Source organism: uncultured Pseudokineococcus sp. (assembly GCF_947499845.1).
Classification (GTDB): Bacteria; Actinomycetota; Actinomycetes; order Actinomycetales; family Quadrisphaeraceae; genus Pseudokineococcus.
This window is the reverse complement of record NZ_CANMPM010000010.1, coordinates 84,359-99,092: the sequence shown is the minus strand read 5'-3', so window position 1 is coordinate 99,092 and position 14,734 is coordinate 84,359. Positions and strand designations below refer to the sequence as shown.

Below are 14,734 nucleotides of genomic sequence, written 5' to 3'. Positions count from 1 at the left end.
GAAGTCACCGGACAGGACGGAGGTCACCGGCGCGGCGGCCCGCCGCCTCACCCGTCGACGACGGCCTTGCCCGGGTTGAGGATGCCGAGGGGGTCGAAGGCGGCCTTCACGGCGGCGTGGACGTCCATCGACACGTCGCCGAGCTCCTCGCGCAGCCAGGCCCGCTTGAGCAGCCCGACGCCGTGCTCGCCCGTGAGCGTGCCGCCGAGACGCTGCGCCAGCGCGAAGACCTGGCAGGCGGCGTCCCAGGGCGCCCCGGACAGGACGTCCTCGCCCTCGGGCACGACGAGCACGGGGTGGAGGTTCCCGTCGCCGGCGTGCGCGAAGACGGCGATGCGCACGCCTGTCCGGCGGGAGACCTCCTCGACCCCCGTCACGGCGTCGGCGAGCCGGGAGCGCGGCACCGCGACGTCCTCGATGACGGCCTGGCCGAGCCGCTGCAACGACGGCAGGGCCTCGCGGCGCGCCGTCATGAGCTCGGCGGCGCGAGAGGGGTCGGTCGTCGTCTCCGCCTCGAGCGCCTCACCGGAGACGGCGGCGAGCACGGCCTCGGCCTCGGCGGCCGCACCGTCGCCGTCGGTCTGCGCGAGGAGCAGGGCGGCGCCGCGGGCGCGCAGGTCGGTGCCCCGGGCGGCGTCGACGGCCTCGAGCGTCGCCGCGTCGACGAGCTCGAGCACCGCGGGCTGGACGCCCGCGCGGGTCACCGCGACGGCGGCCCGGGCGGCGGCCGCGACGTCGGCGAAGAAGGCGCTCGTCGTCGCCTGCTGCCGGGGCCGCGGGCGAAGCCGCAGCGTCGCCTCGACGACGACGCCGAGCGTGCCCTCGGAGCCGACGAGCAGGGCGGTGAGGTCGTAGCCGGCGACGCCCTTCGTCGTCGCGCGGCCCGTGCGCAGCACGCGCCCGTCGGCGAGCACCACCTCCAGGCCGAGGACGGCCTCCCGGGTGGCGCCGTACTTGGCGCAGCGCAGGCCCCCGGCGTTGGTGGCGATGCTGCCGCCGACGCTCGCGAGGGCGGCGCTCGCCGGGTCGGGGGCGTACATCAGCCCGTGCTCGGCCGCGGCGGCGTCGAGGTCGGCGACGAGGACGCCCGGCTGCACGACGGCGACCTGGTCGTCGACGCGGAGGTCGAGCACGCGGTCCATGCCCGAGACGTCGAGGACCAGCTCACCGGTCGTCGCGGACGCCGCGCCGGCGAGACCCGTGCCGGCGCCGCGCGTCACGACCGGCGTGCGCTCCGCCGTCGCCCGCCGCAGGACGGCGACGACGTCCTCGGTGCTGCGCGCCCGCACCACCGCGTCGGGCAGGCCGGCGGGCCGGTGGCCCGACCAGTCCGTGGAGGCCGCCTCGCGGCTCGCGCGGTCCACCCGGACCTGCGGCGCCTCGCGCTCCTCGTGCACCGTCATGGCCGTCTCCTCGTCGTCCCGCCGGCTCGCACCGTCCCCCCACGGTGACATACCAGTGGTCTACCGTGCGGGGACGTCCTGCCGTCCAGCGGGGCCCGCGGGCGGACGGACGCCCCGCCGGTGGCCGTCCCGTCCGCCCGCACCGCCCAGCCCCCGGAGGAGCCCGTGCGCGCGATCGACGTCGCCTCCGCCGTCGAGGACCTGCTCGCCACCCTCAGCCCCGGGGAGCCGCTGCCGCCGGAGCGCGACCTGGCCGCCCGCATCGGCACGTCGCGGGTGACGCTGCGCCGGGTCGTCGACGACCTCGCGGCAGCTGGCCGGCTCGTCCGCCGGCAGGGCGCCGGGACCTTCGCGGCGGCGCCGAAGCTCGCCCAGCCGCTGCGCGTCACCTCCTTCAGCGCCGACATGGTGGCCCGCGGGATGCGGCCGGGCGCTCGCCTCGTGACGGCCCGCACGGAGCCGGCGGGTGCGGCGGTCGCGCAGCGGCTCGAGGTGGACCCGGCCACGGAGGTCCTGCGCGTGCGCCGTCTGCGCCTGGCCGACGACGAGCCGATGGCCCTGGAGGACCTGCACGTGCCGGCCGATCTCGTGCCGGGCCTCGTCGGCGAGGACCTCGTCGACACGTCGTTCTACGCCGTCCTCGCCCACCGGTACGGCGTCGAGGTGGCCTCGGGCGAGCAGCTCCTCGAGGTGACCGCGGCGAGCGCCGAGGAGTCCACGCTCCTCCAGGTGCCGCTGCACGCGCCGGCCTTCCTCATCGAGCGCACGACCCGTGACGCGGACGGCCGCCGCCTGGAGCTCGTGCGCTCCGTCTACCGCGGTGACCGCTACCGGATCGTCGCGCCGCTGGGCACGGCGTCGCCCACCGTCGCGCCCCCGGCCACGGGACGCACGAGCGCTCCCTCCTGAGAGGGGGAGCCGAGCACCCCGGCACCGCCCGACCGGCGCCGCCGCCGCCACGACCCACCGCCCACGACCGTCTGGAGCGCCATGACCGCCCACGCCGCACCGGTGGACGCCGCCGCCCTCGGCCGCCTGCCCACGGAGGCCGTCCGCCCCGAGCTCGCCGACCTCGACGTGCGCAGCACCCGTGAGGTGGTCGCGCTGCTCGCCGAGGCCGACGCGGAGGTCCCCGCCGTCGTGGCCGCCGCCGGCGACGCCGTGGCCGCGGCCGTCGACCTCGTCGTCGAGCGGACGGAGCGCGGGGGGCGGCTCCTCTACGTCGGGGCGGGCACGCCAGGACGCCTCGCCGTCGTCGACGCCGCCGAGCTGCCCCCGACGTACGGCACCGACCCCGGTCTCGTCGTCGCCGTCATGGCGGGCGGCCCGCAGGCCGTCTTCGGCGCCCGCGAGGGGGCGGAGGACGACGAGGCCGCCGGCGCCGCGGACGTGCGCGCCCACGACGTGGGGCCGGACGACGTCGTCGTCGGCATCACCGCGTCGGGGCGCACGCCCTACGTCCTCGGCGCCGTCGACGCCGCCCGCGCCGCGGGCGCCGGCACCGTGGGCGTCAGCAGCAACGCGGCAGCAGCGTTGAGCGCGCGGGTCGACGTGGCGGTCGAGGTGCCCACCGGGCCCGAGGTCGTCGCCGGCTCCACCCGCCTCAAGGCCGGCACGGCGCAGAAGCTCGTGCTCAACCAGCTCTCGACGGCGGTGATGGTCCGCCGCGGCCGCACCTACGGCAACCTCATGGTCGACGTCCGCGTGACCAACGCCAAGCTCGCCGAGCGCGTGCGGCGCATCGTCGCCCAGGCGACCGGGGCCGACGACGAGGACGTCGAGCGCGCCGTCACGGCCGCCGACGGCCACGCGGGCACGGCGGTCGTCGCCCTGCTCGGGGGCGTCGACGCCGAGCGGGCCCGGCAGCTGCTCGACGCCGCCGGGGGCCGGGTGCGGGCGGCGGTGGAGCGGGCGCGCGCCGGGGGATGGCGCTGACGCTGACGGCAGGGTCCCGGACCAGGTCGTCGACCGCCGTCTGCCGCTCTCTACGACCCCGACGAGAGAGCGGCAGACGGCGGTCGAGAGGTCACCCGGTGCGGACCCAGCCGTCCGCGACGAGAGCGCCCGGGTCCGCCTCGGCGTCGAGCAGGACGTCGCCGCGCGCCGCGACCCGCACGTCGTCGACGACCACGCCGCGGCCCTGGTAGAGGGCGTCCGTCGTGTACCGCCAGCGCACGAGCAGGTCGCCGTCCGAGGGCCCGGCGGGCAGCCGGCCCGTGACGTCCCACCACGTGCGGTGCCCGTGCGCGGCCAGCGCGCCGTCCCGCGCGTGGACCACGCGCCCGACGATCCCCTGCTCGGGCGCCGTCCGCGCCCGCAGGGGCACCCGCTGCCACGTGACGCCGCCGTCCGCGGAGGACTCGACGACGAGCGGGTCGGTGGCCTCGACGTCGACGAGGGCGGCGAAGGACAGCACGGCCCCGCGCGGCGGGCTGTCCACCGCCGTCGCCAGGACCTGCGTCGTGGCGTCGACCGGCTGCGTGGACCAGGCGTCGTCACCGACGCGCGGCGGCACGCGCAGCGCCTGCCCGAGGCCGCGGGCGAGGGCCCGCCGCGCCGGGTTCACCGAGCCGCCGTCCCGGCTGGGGTGCACCCGGTTCGTCAGCAGCACGGCGAACGAGCCCGACGCGAGGTCGAGCACCAGCGAGGTGCCGGTGAAGCCGGTGTGCCCCGCGGTCCGGGCGCTCGACAGCCCGTCCATGTACCAGCGCTGGTCGAGCTCGAAGCCGAGGCCGTGGGCGTCACCGGGGAACTCGGTGTTCTCGTCCGTCACGAGCCGGCGCACCGAGCTCTCGCGCAGGACCCGCGTGCCGTCGCCCGCCACGCCGCCGGAGAGCAGGGCCTGCGCCAGCCGCGCCATGTCCTCGGCCGTCGAGAACACGCCCGCGTGGCCGGCGACGCCGTCGAGCGACCACGCGTTCTCGTCGTGCACCTCCCCCCGGACGACGCCGCGCGGCGGCACGACCTGCAGCTCGGTGGCCGCGGCGCCCTCGACGGGCGCGCCCGGCGTGGCGTAGCCGGTGTCGTCCATGCCCAGCGGGGCCGTGATGGCGTCGCGGACGACCGTGTCGAGGCGCTCCCCCGTCACCTCCTCGACGAGCGCGCCGAGGCTGATCATCGACAGGTCGCTGTAGACGTAGGCCGTGCCCGGCTCGCTCTGCAGCGGCTGCTGCAGCGCTCCCCGGACCCGGCTGTCGCGATCCGGGTACAGGCTCCAGAGCGGCACGAAGGGCGCGAAGCCCGCGGTGTGCGTGAGCAGCTGCCGCACGGTCACGCGCGACTTCGCCTCGCCGCCGACCGCGAACTCGGGCAGGTAGCGGACCACGCGGGCGTCGAGGTCGACCCGCCCGGCCTCGACCTGCTGCATGACCGCGATGGAGGTGAAGAGCTTCGAGACCGAGGCCATGTCGAACCGCGTGGCCGTCGTCACGGGCACCTGCTCCGAGCCCGGCAGCTCGGTCGCCGTCGTCGCGCCCGGCTCGCCCGCGTACTGGACGGCCAGGCCGTGCGCCTCCTCCGCGACGACGACGCCCCGGTGCCCCACGAGGGCGACGGAGCCCGGGTACAGGCGTGCGTCCGCGGGGCCGTCGGCGGAGTGCTCGGCCACCTCTGCCAGCGCGTCCCGCAGCGGGGCCGGGTCGAGCCCGACCTCCTCGGGCGCCCCGCGGCGCAGCGACGTCGGTGGCAGGAAGCCGGCGAGGGGGACGTCGAAGCGTCCGGCCGGCGCCTCACCGCCGACCTCCCCGGCCCCGGGCGCGGGGGCCGCGGCGACGGCGGTGGACGGCAGGACGAGGGCGCAGGCGAGCACCGTCCCCAGCACCGCCGCGCGCCGGCCCCGCCGCACCGCGAGCGGCCGGCTCACGACAGCCCCCGCGGGTAGCGCAGGTAGGGCCGGCGCTGCGCCTCGAACGCCGCCAGCTCGGGCGCCCACGCCGCCGTGACCTCGGCGACCGAGGCGCCCGCGTCGACCATCTCGCGCAGCCGGCTCGAGCCCGACAGCTTGTCGACCCAGAAGGGTCGGGCCGGGTCGTAGGCGTCCTCCCGCCAGGCGAAGCCGTCGACGAGTCGACGGGCCTCCACGAGCATCGCCGTCGCGGCGGTGATCGCGTCGACGCCCCCGACCGGGTCGGTGACGTGCAGCTGCAGCCCGTGGCAGACCTCGCCGGCGTGCTTGGAGAAGGTCGGGGTGAAGGACGCCTCGCGGACGGCGAGGCCGTCGAGGTCGTACCCGGCCACGGCCTCCGGCCAGCGCCAGTCCGCGCCCGGCGACCCGACCGTCTGGAAGGGCGTCGTCGTGCCGCGGCCCTCGGACATGAGCGTGCCCTCGAACCAGCACGTGCCCGTGTAGGCGAGGGCGACGTCGGGCGTCGGCACGTTGGGGCTCGGCGGCACCCACGGCAGCCCGGTGTCCTCCCACGGCAGGCTGCCCCGCCAGCCGCGCATCGGCACGACCTCGAGGCGGTCCCCGAGGCGCGCCCCGCCGGTCTCCTCGGTGATGAGCTCGCCGTCGAGGAAGGCCGCCAGCTCGCCCACGGTCATCCCGTGCTGCTGGGCGATGCGCTGGTTGCCGACGAAGGTGCGGAACTCGTCGGTCATCATCGGGCCGCGGGCGTCGCCCCCGACGGGGTTCGGCCGGTCGAGGACGAGGAAGCGCCGCCCCGTCGTCGCCGCGGCGACCATGGCGTCGTACATCGTCCAGACGTAGGTGTAGAACCGGGCACCGACGTCCTGGATGTCGAAGACGACCGTCTCCACGTCCGCCTCGTCGTAGAGGCGCGCGAAGTCGTCGGCGCCCGCCCCGTACGCGTCGTAGACGGTGACGCCGGTGCGCTCGTCGACGGAGGTGTCCTCCGACTCGCCCGCCTGGGCGGCACCGCGGAAGCCGTGCTCGGGTCCCAGGACGGCGCGCAGGTCGACGGCGCCGCTCGCGGCCATGACGTCGACCTCGTGCCGCAGGTCGGCCAGCACGCCGGTCGGGTTGGTGATGACCCCGACCCGCTGGCCGGCGAGCGCGGCGAAGCCGTCCGCCGCGAGCCGGTCGGCGCCCGTCTGGACGCGGGGGCGCCGCCGGCCGGTGCCGGTGCGCACCGGCCGTCCCGGTGCCGAGGGGGCGCCGGAGGACGACGCCGGGAGCGCGCTCCCCAGCACCGCGGCGGGGGCCGCGGCCGCGCCGGCGCCGAGCGCGCCGAGGAAGGACCGGCGGCTGGCCGCGACGTGCTGCCGCCCGCTCATCGCGCCCCTCCCAGCGAGGTCGCGCCGTCGGCGCCGTAGGTCAGGCCCCACCCGAGGGGCAGCAGCACGCCGGAGCCGTCGGCGGCCGGCACGTCGACGGGCAGGCGGCCCGCCGGGGCGACGTCCCCGTGCAGCACGCGGGCGAGCGAGCGCATCGCCACCGGCGTCGTCGAGTAGGTGGCGAGCGAGGTCGTCACGCCGGGCAGGTGGGCGACGTCGTACGGGTCGCGGACGGCGACGTGGACGACGGGGGTGCCCGTCGCGACGAGCTCGGCGACGGCCCGGCGCTGGCGGTCGCCGCGCGGGGAGCTCCACGCCCCGTTCGTCAGGACGACGACCAGGTCGGCCTCCTCGGCCGCCGCGACGGCCGTGTCCAGCGCGGGGTCCGCCGGGCCGCCGCCGGGGTCGCCCGGGTCCGGCGGGTCGGTCGGGTCGGGCGCGGACGCGCCGACCTCCTGCACCTCGACGACGTCGCCGTGCTCGGAGAGCGCCGCGCCGAGCGCCGCGGCCGGGGCCGCGCCCCACCCGGTGACGAGGACGTCCCGCTGCTCGCCGCCCGCGAGGGGGAGCAGGCCGGCGTCGTCGCGCAGGAGCGTCGTGGTGCGGTCGGTGACCTCCTGCGCCACGGCCTGGTGCTCCGCCGAGCCGAGGGTCGACAGGACGGCGTCGACGTCCGTGGAGCTGTCGGCGACGACGCCGCGGTGCCACTTCAGGCGCAGCACGCGCTCGACGCTCTCGTCGAGGCGCTCCTCCGTGAGCCGACCGGACGCCACGGCCCCGAGCAGGGCGTCGACGGCGACCCGCGGCTGCGCCGGCATGAGCAGCACGTCGGCGCCCGCCTCGACGGCGCGGACGGCCACCTCGCCGTCGCCGAACATCGTCCGGACGCCCTCCATCTCGAGGGAGTCGGTGGTGATGACGCCCTCGAAGCCCATCTCCTCGCGCAGGACGCCGGTCATGATGGGCTCCGACAGGGTCGCCGGGACGCCCGAGGGGTCGAGCGACGGGACGACGATGTGCGCCGTCATCACCGCGTCGACGCCGGCCTCCACGGCGGCGCGGAAGGGCGGGGCGTCGAGCCGCTCCCACTCCTCGCGCGTGTGGTCGATGACGGGGAGACCGACGTGGCTGTCCGTCGCCGTGTCGCCGTGCCCCGGGAAGTGCTTGGCGGACGTCGCGACGCCGCCGTCCTCCTGGTAGCCGACGACCTGCGCGGCGACCATGTCGGCGACGAGCTGAGGGTCGGAGCCGAACGAGCGGACCCCGATGACGGGGTTGGCCGGGTCGACGTTGACGTCGGCGACCGGCGCGTAGTCCTGCGTGATGCCGACGGCCCTCAGCTCGGTGCCCGTGACGGCGGCCGCTCGGCGGGCGTCCTCGGGGCTGCGCCCCGCCCCCAGCGCCATGGCGCCCGGGAAGCCGGTCGCGGGCGGACCGAGACGGGCCACGAGACCGGTCTCCTGGTCGGTCGAGATCATCAGCGGCACGCGCCGGTTCGCGCCACGAGCCGCCTCCTGGAGCCCGTCGTTCAGCCGGGCCAGCTGCTCCGGCCCCTCGCGGAAGCTGTCGGTCCACGCGAAGTGGACGACTCCGCCGAGCGCGTACTCCTCGACGACCTCCGCGGGCGTCGCGACCCCGTACAGGGCGGTGTTCCGCGGGTCGGACGTGCGCGCGTCGCTGCCGTAGACGTAGCCGGTCATCATCTGGCCGACCTTCTGCGGCAGCGTCATCCGGTGCATGACGCGCTTGACGTAGACGTCCTCCCGGCTCGGGGCGTCGGCGGACGCGGCCGGCGCGGCGACGAGCGAGACGGGCAGCGCGGCGGACAGGGCCGTGGCGGCGCCGACGAGCGCGGCCGCCGCCGTCCGGCGGAGGCGGCGCGCCCGCGGCGGGGCACCGCCGGCGGAGGTGGCGGACGGACTGCTCACGAGAGCTCCCTCGGGGTCGACGGGCCCACCGGCGCCTCACGGCCCGGGACGCCCCTTCGCGCCGCCGGTAGACCAATGGACTATCGCCCTCGGGTGCATATCGGTCAAGACCCCCACCTCCGACGCGGCGGGGCGGGGCGGAGGCCTCGTCCGGCGGCGGCTGGGTGACGACGAGCAGACGCCTCGCCCGGCCGCCGTCGTCGGTGACGGGCTCAGGACGACGCGAGCACCGCCCGCGCGAAGCCGGCCGCGCGGGCCTGCAGCCCGGCGACGCGCTCGGCGCGCGCCGCCTCGAGGTCGAACCCCTCGTAGGGCAGGGGCGGGGTGCGGCGGACGTTGGCCGAGCACTCGAAGCCCTCGCACACGAGGGTCCCGACCGTGTCGCCGGCGCGCCCGGCCGCCCCGGCCCGGCGCGCCGAGCGCAGGACGACGTCGGCGGGCAGCTCGACGTCCTGGCACCACGCGCACTGGGCGCGCCGGCGCGGCGCGGCGGAGGCCTGCAGCAGGAGGAGGCCGACGGGCCGGGAGTCCACCGGGACGACGACGTACGAGCGCCGCGGCAGCCTCGCGTCGCGCCAGCCGAGGACGTCGAGGCGGTCCCAGTCGAGGGTCGCGAGCTCCGGCGGGGGGCTCATGTCGGCGAGCTCCTTGCGGGAGGCGCCGACGAAGCAGGAGCGGATCCGGTCAGGGGTCAGGGGGAGCACGGCATCACCGATCGGGAGGGCGCGGGCGCGGGCCCGCGGGCGTCGTCCGGGGGCGGGCCCCGCGGCGGCGCGCCGGACGCCCCGCTGTCGCGCGGGGGGCTGGGACGTCGGGTGCCGCGGAGCCGCTGCCGGTGCCCGCGCGGCCACGAGGGGCGGGGCGAGCACCGGGCGGCGGCTACCTGCTGCCGGCGGACGAGCCGCCGACCACCTCCGGGCGCCGCGGCGCCGTCCGGGACGAGTTGGTCACGCCCGGGACGGTACGCCGACGTCGACCTCCGGTCGACCGTGTTCCGGCCGCCGCCGCCCACGCCGGCCCTCGCTGCGTCGCCGGGCACCCGCGCCGCGCCGGCCATGTCCTGCCCGCCACGTCGGCCCTGGCCGGCCGACGGCGGTCGGGCCGGCCGGCCGCTCTGCGCGTCAGCCGTGAGGCGTCAGCCGTGGGGCGTCAGCTGTGGGCGTCGACGTACGCCTGCGGGTCCCGGTCGCTCGCGTCGACGCCGTGGCCGTCGGCGTGCTCCGCCTCGTAGACGGCGAAGGCGACCGCGAGGTCGTGGCGCTCCTGCGGCGTGGCGTGGTGGCGGAAGTCCGGCAGCGCCTCGCGCTCCTCCTCGCCCATGTGGTCGTCGTTGGCCTCGCGGGCCGCCTGGACGGCGTCCCACCACTCCTGGCTGCCGACCTCGTGCTCCCGCGCGGCCCGGACGCCCTTGCGGATGTCGTCGTGGTCGTCGACGGCGTCGAGGGTCTCGTCCTCGGCGCTGTCCTTGTCGCCCTCGCCCTTCCCGAGCTGCAGCAGCCGGGGGTAGAAGAGCTCCTCCTCCGCCTGGGCGTGGACCTCGAGCAGCACCTCGAGGCGGTGCCAGACGATCCCGAGCGCCCGGGCGTCGTCGCGGGGCACCTCGTCGAGGATCGCGAAGAGGCGCCGCTGCTCGTCGTGGTCGTGGAGGATGTAGTCGCAGATGTCCACGGGCGGAGGGTCGCACCGGTCCCCCGTGCCCCGCAGGGCGGGCGGCGCGACCCCTGGGGTACCCGGTGGGCGGCCCGGCGAGCAGCCCTCGGGTCAAACGTCGGGGGCCGGTCGGCGCCCGCGCCCGTACCCTCTGGCGCCCAGCCGGCCGCCGACGGGGCGGGCGGTCCAGCCCAGGAGGAGCCGTGGACCTCGAGCAGGACCCCGCCGACCAGGTGCCGAGCCCCGAGCCCGGCAGCGCCCGCGGCGGACGGGGACCCGCGACGCGCCGGCCGTCGGCGACCCGCCCCGTGGTCGCCCCTCTCGCCGGCGCCGTCCGACCCCTGGCCGACGTCCCCGACCGCGTCTTCGCGCAGGGCCTGCCCGGCTGCGGCGTCGCGCTCGACCCGGGCCGGGACGGACCGGTCGAGGCCGTCGCGCCCATCGGCGGACGGGTCGTCGTCATCTACGCGCACGCCTTCGTGGTGGCGGGCGACGACGGCGCCGCCGTCCTCGTGCACCTCGGCATCGGCACGGTGCAGCTGCGCGGCGAGGGCTTCGAGCTCCTCGTCGAGCAGGGCGAGGTGGTCGAGGCCGGCCAGCCGGTGGTCCGCTGGGACCCGGGTGCCGTGGAGCGCGGGGGCCGCTCGCCGCTCGTGCCCGTCATCGCGATGGACACCCCCGACGAGGCCCTCGCCGACCTCGCCCACGGCCACGTGGGTGCGGGCGACCGGCTCTGGACGTGGGTGCCGTAGGCGGAGGAGGCCGACAGCCCCGCGGCCGAGCCGCACGCGCGTCCCGGGCCGGCGCTCAGCGGGCGTAGCAGGACGTGCGGCCCACGCGCTGCGTCGGGGTGAAGCCCGCGCCGAGCAGGAGCTGCGCGCGCTCGACGACCCGCGTGGTCCGGTACGGCGGCTCGCCCTCCTCGGGGAAGAGCAGGCAGACCTGGTCGACGTCGAGGTCGTCGAGCGCAGCGACCACCTCGTCGCCCGGGGCGAAGACGACCTCGCCGTTCGCGAAGCGCACGAGCAGCAGCCGCTGCTCGTAGCGGAAGCCGGGCACGTCCCTCAGCTGGTCGAGGAAGTAGTCGCGCGGCGCGACGGTCTTCACGCGCGTGGTGAGCACGGTGAGGGTGATGGCGTCCTGCTCGGGCAGGAGCACCGTGTCGCCCGGCGCGGCGCGGGCGATGACGTCCTCGGCGACGACGACGGACCCCAGCCCGCGCTCGTACCGCGGCGGCCAGTCGAGGGACACGCCGTTGGCCGGGGACCAGATCGGCAGTCCGGCGGCGACGAGCGCGGCGGCCACGCCGGCGGGCAGGAGCAGGCGCCGTCGGCGGCCGCCGGCGGCGAGGCGAGCGCCGAGGACGCCGACGAGCGCGGCGACGGTGACGGCCCAGCTGATCCGCCACAGCGTCGGGCCGAGGCCGACGAGGTCGTACGCCAGCTGCGTGACCCCGGGCACGAAGGTCACCCCGACGACGAGGGCGAGCACGCCCGTCGTCACCCGCGCCGCCCGCGAGGGCACGAGCAGCGCCCCGAGCAGCACCGCCGCGACGCCGACGAGCCCGTAGACGCCGTCGCGGAAGATCTCGTGCCCGAACCAGGACGGGTCGAAGCGGAAGAGGCGGCGCTCGGCGAAGTCGTCGGCCGACCGGCCGCCCACGGCGAGGGTCACGGCGCCCGCGGCCAGCGGGTAGGCCGACGCCACGACGAAGCCCGTCGCCGCCGCGCGCCAGCGGCGGGCGACGAGGAGCGGGGCCACCCCGCCGAGGGCGAGCACCGGCACGAGGAAGATGCCCGTCGTCGACAGGCCCACCGCCGCGGTGCCGCCCGCGGCCAGGGCCGCCAGGTCGCGGCGCGCCGAGCGGCCCGTGGCCAGCGCGCGCTCGACGTGGCGCAGCAGCGCGACGAGGAGCAGCGGCACCAGCAGGCACAGCAGCACAACCTTGCCCTGCCACAGCCGGATGAGGAACAGGTTGCCCGGCGCCGCGTAGCCCGGCCCGCCGTCCCACAGGAGGAAGACGAGCGCGAGGCTCAGTGCCACCGCGACGAGCGGCGTCCGCCACGCCCGCAGCAGGCGCCACAGGGCGAGCACCGACAGCGCCGTCGCCACCGACGGCACGACGAGGTAGGCCACCGACGCCGCGGGCACGCCGAGCAGGTGGGCGAGCGTCCCCAGCAGCCCGTCGTAGGAGGCGACGGGCGGGAAGCTCGTCATGGGGAAGACCTCGTCGGAGAAGATCGTGTCGCGCAGCGGGAAGGTGCCCCGCTCGGCCGTCCACTGCGAGAGGTTGACGTAGTAGAGGTCGTCCGGGTTGGGCCACCGGGTCGCGCCGGCCAGCACCGCGAGCGCGGCCGCCCAGACGAGCGCGACGACGACGCCCGACCGGCCCGGCCGCGCCACCGCCCCCGCCGGCTCGTCCCCCGAGCGGGTCGCCCGCCGCAGCGCCCGGACAGCGGTGGCCGTCCCCGCCGCCGCGGCCGCCAGCCACAGCGCGGCCACGAGCGGCCACGGCGCGCGGACGGCCAGGAGGACGGCCTCGGCGAGCGCGAGGGCGACGACGAGGGCCGGGGCTCGCCCGCGCGCGCGGCGTCGACCCGGAGGACGCTCGTCGGCCCCGGCGACCGGCCCGCCGCTGCTGCCGGGGCCGACGGTGACCGTCGCGGTGGCGGCGCCGGGCGCGGGCACCGTGCGCCCGCTGCGGCGGGAGCGCGTCAGCCGCAGCGCGACGGCGACCCCGGCGAGCGCGAGCACCTCGAGCGCCACGGCGGCGCCGACGCCCCACCGCAGCAGGAGGCACAGGTGGTAGACGGGCGTCCACGTGGCCAGGAGCAGCACCGCGGCGTCCAGCACGCGGCCGACCCCTCGCTCGAGGCGCCCGGTCGCGGCCGGCGTCGCAGGACCCACGGGCTCGACCGGCGCAGCAGCGGGCGCCGTCCCCGCTGCCTGCGCCGCCTGCACCACGCGCCCACGCTAGGTGACGCCCGGTGGAGCGGCTGCGGGCGCCAGGGGCGACACGCCCCGGAGGCGCGCGCACCGCGAGCACCGGGGAGGCGGGCGGGGGCGGTGCGCCTAGGCTCCGCAGGTGCCCTGCGACCGGACGTCCACGCCGCCGTCCGCGGCGTCGTCGGGCGCCGGCTCCCGGGAGCGGGCGCTCGTCCCGCGGCTCGTGTCCGCCCACGGGGCGCGCCTGCTGCGGTACGCGGGCGGGTCCGGCGTCGCGACCGTCTGCAGCGCCGTCGCCTTCGCGCTCCTCTACGGCCCGCTCGGCGCGTCGACGACGACGTCCACCCTCCTCGGGTGGCTCGCCGGCGCGGTGCCGAACTACGTCATCAACCGCACCTGGGTGTGGCGCGTCGAGGGCCGGCCCAGCGTGCGCCGCGAGCTCGGCCCCTACGTGGCCGTCGTCCTGCTCACGCTCGCGCTGGCGTCCGGCGCCACGGCCCTCGCCGAGGCCCTGCTGGAGCGCGCCGGGGCCACGGACGCCGTGCGGGTCCTCGGCGTCAACGTCGCCTTCCTCGGCGTGTACGCCGTCATGGCGCTCGTGCGCTACGCCGTGCTGCACCAGCTGTTCCGCCGCCTGCCCGGGGCGCGCGGCCCCCGGTCGAGCCCCCCGCCCGACCAGAGTCGCAGCCCGAGCCAGAACCCGAGTCACAGCCCGAGTCACAGCCCGAGCGAGGAGACCCGATGACCGACGCCCCCGCCGGGCCGGCGGCCCGGCAGCCCGCGGACGCCCCGGACGAGGGCGCCGGCGCCTTCTCGCAGGCGACCGGGCGCACCCTCGAGGAGGGCTCGGGCGCGGGCCAGCCGAACTACAAGGCGTACCAGCTCGAGCTCATGCGCCCGCACGTCGGCCGCTCGCTGCTCGAGGTCGGCGCCGGGCTCGGCGAGCTGGCCGAGACCTTCGCGCGCGGCATGGACCTCGAGCGCCACGTCGTCACCGACGTCGACCCCGGGGCGGTGGCGCAGATCGCGCGGCGCTTCGCCGACCGCCCCGAGGTGGAGGCGCGGCGCCTGGACCTCGACGGCGAGCTGCCCGACCTCGGCGCGCCCGTCGCCACCGTGCTCGCCTCCAACGTGCTCGAGCACATCGAGGACGACGCCGGCGCCCTGCGGCGCCTCGCCCGCCTCGTCGAGCCGGGCGGCACCGTCGTCATGTTCGTGCCGGCGTACATGCAGCTCTACGGCGACTTCGACCGCCGCGTCGGGCACGTGCGCCGGTACACGCCGGCGACGCTGCGCGGCGCCTTCGAGCGCGCCGGGCTCGCGCCCCGCCTCGTCCGGCCGGTCAACCTCCTCGGCGGGGTCGCCTGGTGGGCGGCCGTGCGGCGCGGCGGGGTCGGGACGCCGAAGCCGGGCCTCGTGCGGGTCTACGACGGCGTCGTCGTGCCGGTGACCCGGCTGCTGGAGAAGGTCGTCACCCCGCCGTTCGGGCAGTCGGTGCTCGGCGTGGCCGAGGTGCTGCCGGGAGCCGCCGACCGCTGAGCGCGGGCGACGCGCCCCTCCAGGGGACCCGGCGCC

At 77.8% G+C, this 14,734-nt stretch carries 12 protein-coding genes; 5 read left to right on the top strand and 7 right to left on the bottom strand.

Annotated elements, in window-relative coordinates; translation table 11 throughout:
- Nucleotides 1–47 precede the first annotated feature (47 nt).
- Nucleotides 48–1,403, bottom strand: a complete 1,356-nt coding sequence (locus tag Q0789_RS11015; protein WP_298805083.1) for an FAD-linked oxidase C-terminal domain-containing protein — start codon at nucleotides 1,401–1,403, stop codon at nucleotides 48–50.
- A 165-nt stretch (nucleotides 1,404–1,568) separates the two neighbouring features.
- Here Q0789_RS11015 and Q0789_RS11010 point away from each other — a divergent pair, with 165 nt between their 5' ends.
- Together Q0789_RS11010 and murQ are read left to right on the top strand one after the other, a co-directional pair.
- Entirely contained in the window at nucleotides 1,569–2,312 is a 744-nt protein-coding gene (locus tag Q0789_RS11010) for a GntR family transcriptional regulator (RefSeq protein ID WP_298805081.1), read from the top strand.
- A gap of 81 nt (nucleotides 2,313–2,393) precedes the next feature.
- On the top strand, nucleotides 2,394–3,338 hold the full coding sequence (murQ, locus tag Q0789_RS11005) for an N-acetylmuramic acid 6-phosphate etherase (RefSeq protein WP_298805079.1): 945 nt from the start codon (nucleotides 2,394–2,396) through the stop codon (nucleotides 3,336–3,338).
- A gap of 91 nt (nucleotides 3,339–3,429) precedes the next feature.
- Here the strand turns inward: murQ and Q0789_RS11000 are convergent, their stop codons facing one another.
- The 5 genes from Q0789_RS11000 to Q0789_RS10980 form a co-directional block, all read right to left on the bottom strand.
- Nucleotides 3,430–5,265, bottom strand: a complete 1,836-nt coding sequence (locus Q0789_RS11000; RefSeq protein ID WP_298805077.1) for a serine hydrolase domain-containing protein — start codon at nucleotides 5,263–5,265, stop codon at nucleotides 3,430–3,432.
- The gene (locus Q0789_RS10995; protein ID WP_298805075.1) at nucleotides 5,262–6,635 is read right to left on the bottom strand and encodes a DUF1343 domain-containing protein; all 1,374 of its coding nucleotides are present in this window, start codon (nucleotides 6,633–6,635) and stop codon (nucleotides 5,262–5,264) included. The genes Q0789_RS11000 and Q0789_RS10995 overlap by 4 nt, the downstream gene beginning before the upstream one ends.
- Nucleotides 6,632–8,563: a glycoside hydrolase family 3 protein gene (locus Q0789_RS10990; protein WP_298805073.1), complete on the bottom strand. Its 1,932-nt coding sequence runs from the start codon at nucleotides 8,561–8,563 to the stop codon at nucleotides 6,632–6,634. The genes Q0789_RS10995 and Q0789_RS10990 overlap by 4 nt, the downstream gene beginning before the upstream one ends.
- A 212-nt stretch (nucleotides 8,564–8,775) precedes the next feature.
- On the bottom strand, nucleotides 8,776–9,267 hold the full coding sequence (locus Q0789_RS10985; protein ID WP_298805071.1) for an FBP domain-containing protein: 492 nt from the start codon (nucleotides 9,265–9,267) through the stop codon (nucleotides 8,776–8,778).
- A gap of 445 nt (nucleotides 9,268–9,712) precedes the next feature.
- Nucleotides 9,713–10,231, bottom strand: coding sequence for a hemerythrin domain-containing protein (locus tag Q0789_RS10980; RefSeq protein ID WP_298805069.1), 519 nt, complete (start codon nucleotides 10,229–10,231; stop codon nucleotides 9,713–9,715).
- Between the two features lie 185 nt (nucleotides 10,232–10,416).
- Between Q0789_RS10980 and Q0789_RS10975 the strand changes: the two genes are divergently transcribed.
- On the top strand, nucleotides 10,417–10,965 hold the full coding sequence (locus Q0789_RS10975) for a PTS glucose transporter subunit IIA (RefSeq protein ID WP_298805067.1): 549 nt from the start codon (nucleotides 10,417–10,419) through the stop codon (nucleotides 10,963–10,965).
- Between the two features lie 55 nt (nucleotides 10,966–11,020).
- Here Q0789_RS10975 and Q0789_RS10970 read toward each other — a convergent pair whose 3' ends face one another.
- Nucleotides 11,021–13,177: a DUF6077 domain-containing protein gene (locus tag Q0789_RS10970; RefSeq protein ID WP_298805065.1), complete on the bottom strand. Its 2,157-nt coding sequence runs from the start codon at nucleotides 13,175–13,177 to the stop codon at nucleotides 11,021–11,023.
- Between the two features lie 121 nt (nucleotides 13,178–13,298).
- Here Q0789_RS10970 and Q0789_RS10965 point away from each other — a divergent pair, with 121 nt between their 5' ends.
- Together Q0789_RS10965 and Q0789_RS10960 are read left to right on the top strand one after the other, a co-directional pair.
- Nucleotides 13,299–13,904: a GtrA family protein gene (locus Q0789_RS10965; RefSeq protein WP_298805063.1), complete on the top strand. Its 606-nt coding sequence runs from the start codon at nucleotides 13,299–13,301 to the stop codon at nucleotides 13,902–13,904.
- The gene (locus Q0789_RS10960) at nucleotides 13,901–14,698 is read left to right on the top strand and encodes a bifunctional 2-polyprenyl-6-hydroxyphenol methylase/3-demethylubiquinol 3-O-methyltransferase UbiG (protein WP_298805062.1); all 798 of its coding nucleotides are present in this window, start codon (nucleotides 13,901–13,903) and stop codon (nucleotides 14,696–14,698) included. The genes Q0789_RS10965 and Q0789_RS10960 overlap by 4 nt, the downstream gene beginning before the upstream one ends.
- The last annotated feature ends 36 nt before the right edge of the window (nucleotides 14,699–14,734 follow it).

What these genes read in the sequence shown, in the direction of transcription:
- Q0789_RS10960 (WP_298805062.1), top strand. Translation starts at nt 13,901, where the DNA reads ATGACCGACGCCCCCGCCGGGCCGGCGGCCCGGCAGCCCGCGGACGCC.
- Q0789_RS11015 (WP_298805083.1), bottom strand. Translation starts at nt 1,403, where the DNA reads ATGACGGTGCACGAGGAGCGCGAGGCGCCGCAGGTCCGGGTGGACCGC.
- murQ (WP_298805079.1), top strand. Translation starts at nt 2,394, where the DNA reads ATGACCGCCCACGCCGCACCGGTGGACGCCGCCGCCCTCGGCCGCCTG.
- Q0789_RS10995 (WP_298805075.1), bottom strand. Translation starts at nt 6,635, where the DNA reads ATGAGCGGGCGGCAGCACGTCGCGGCCAGCCGCCGGTCCTTCCTCGGC.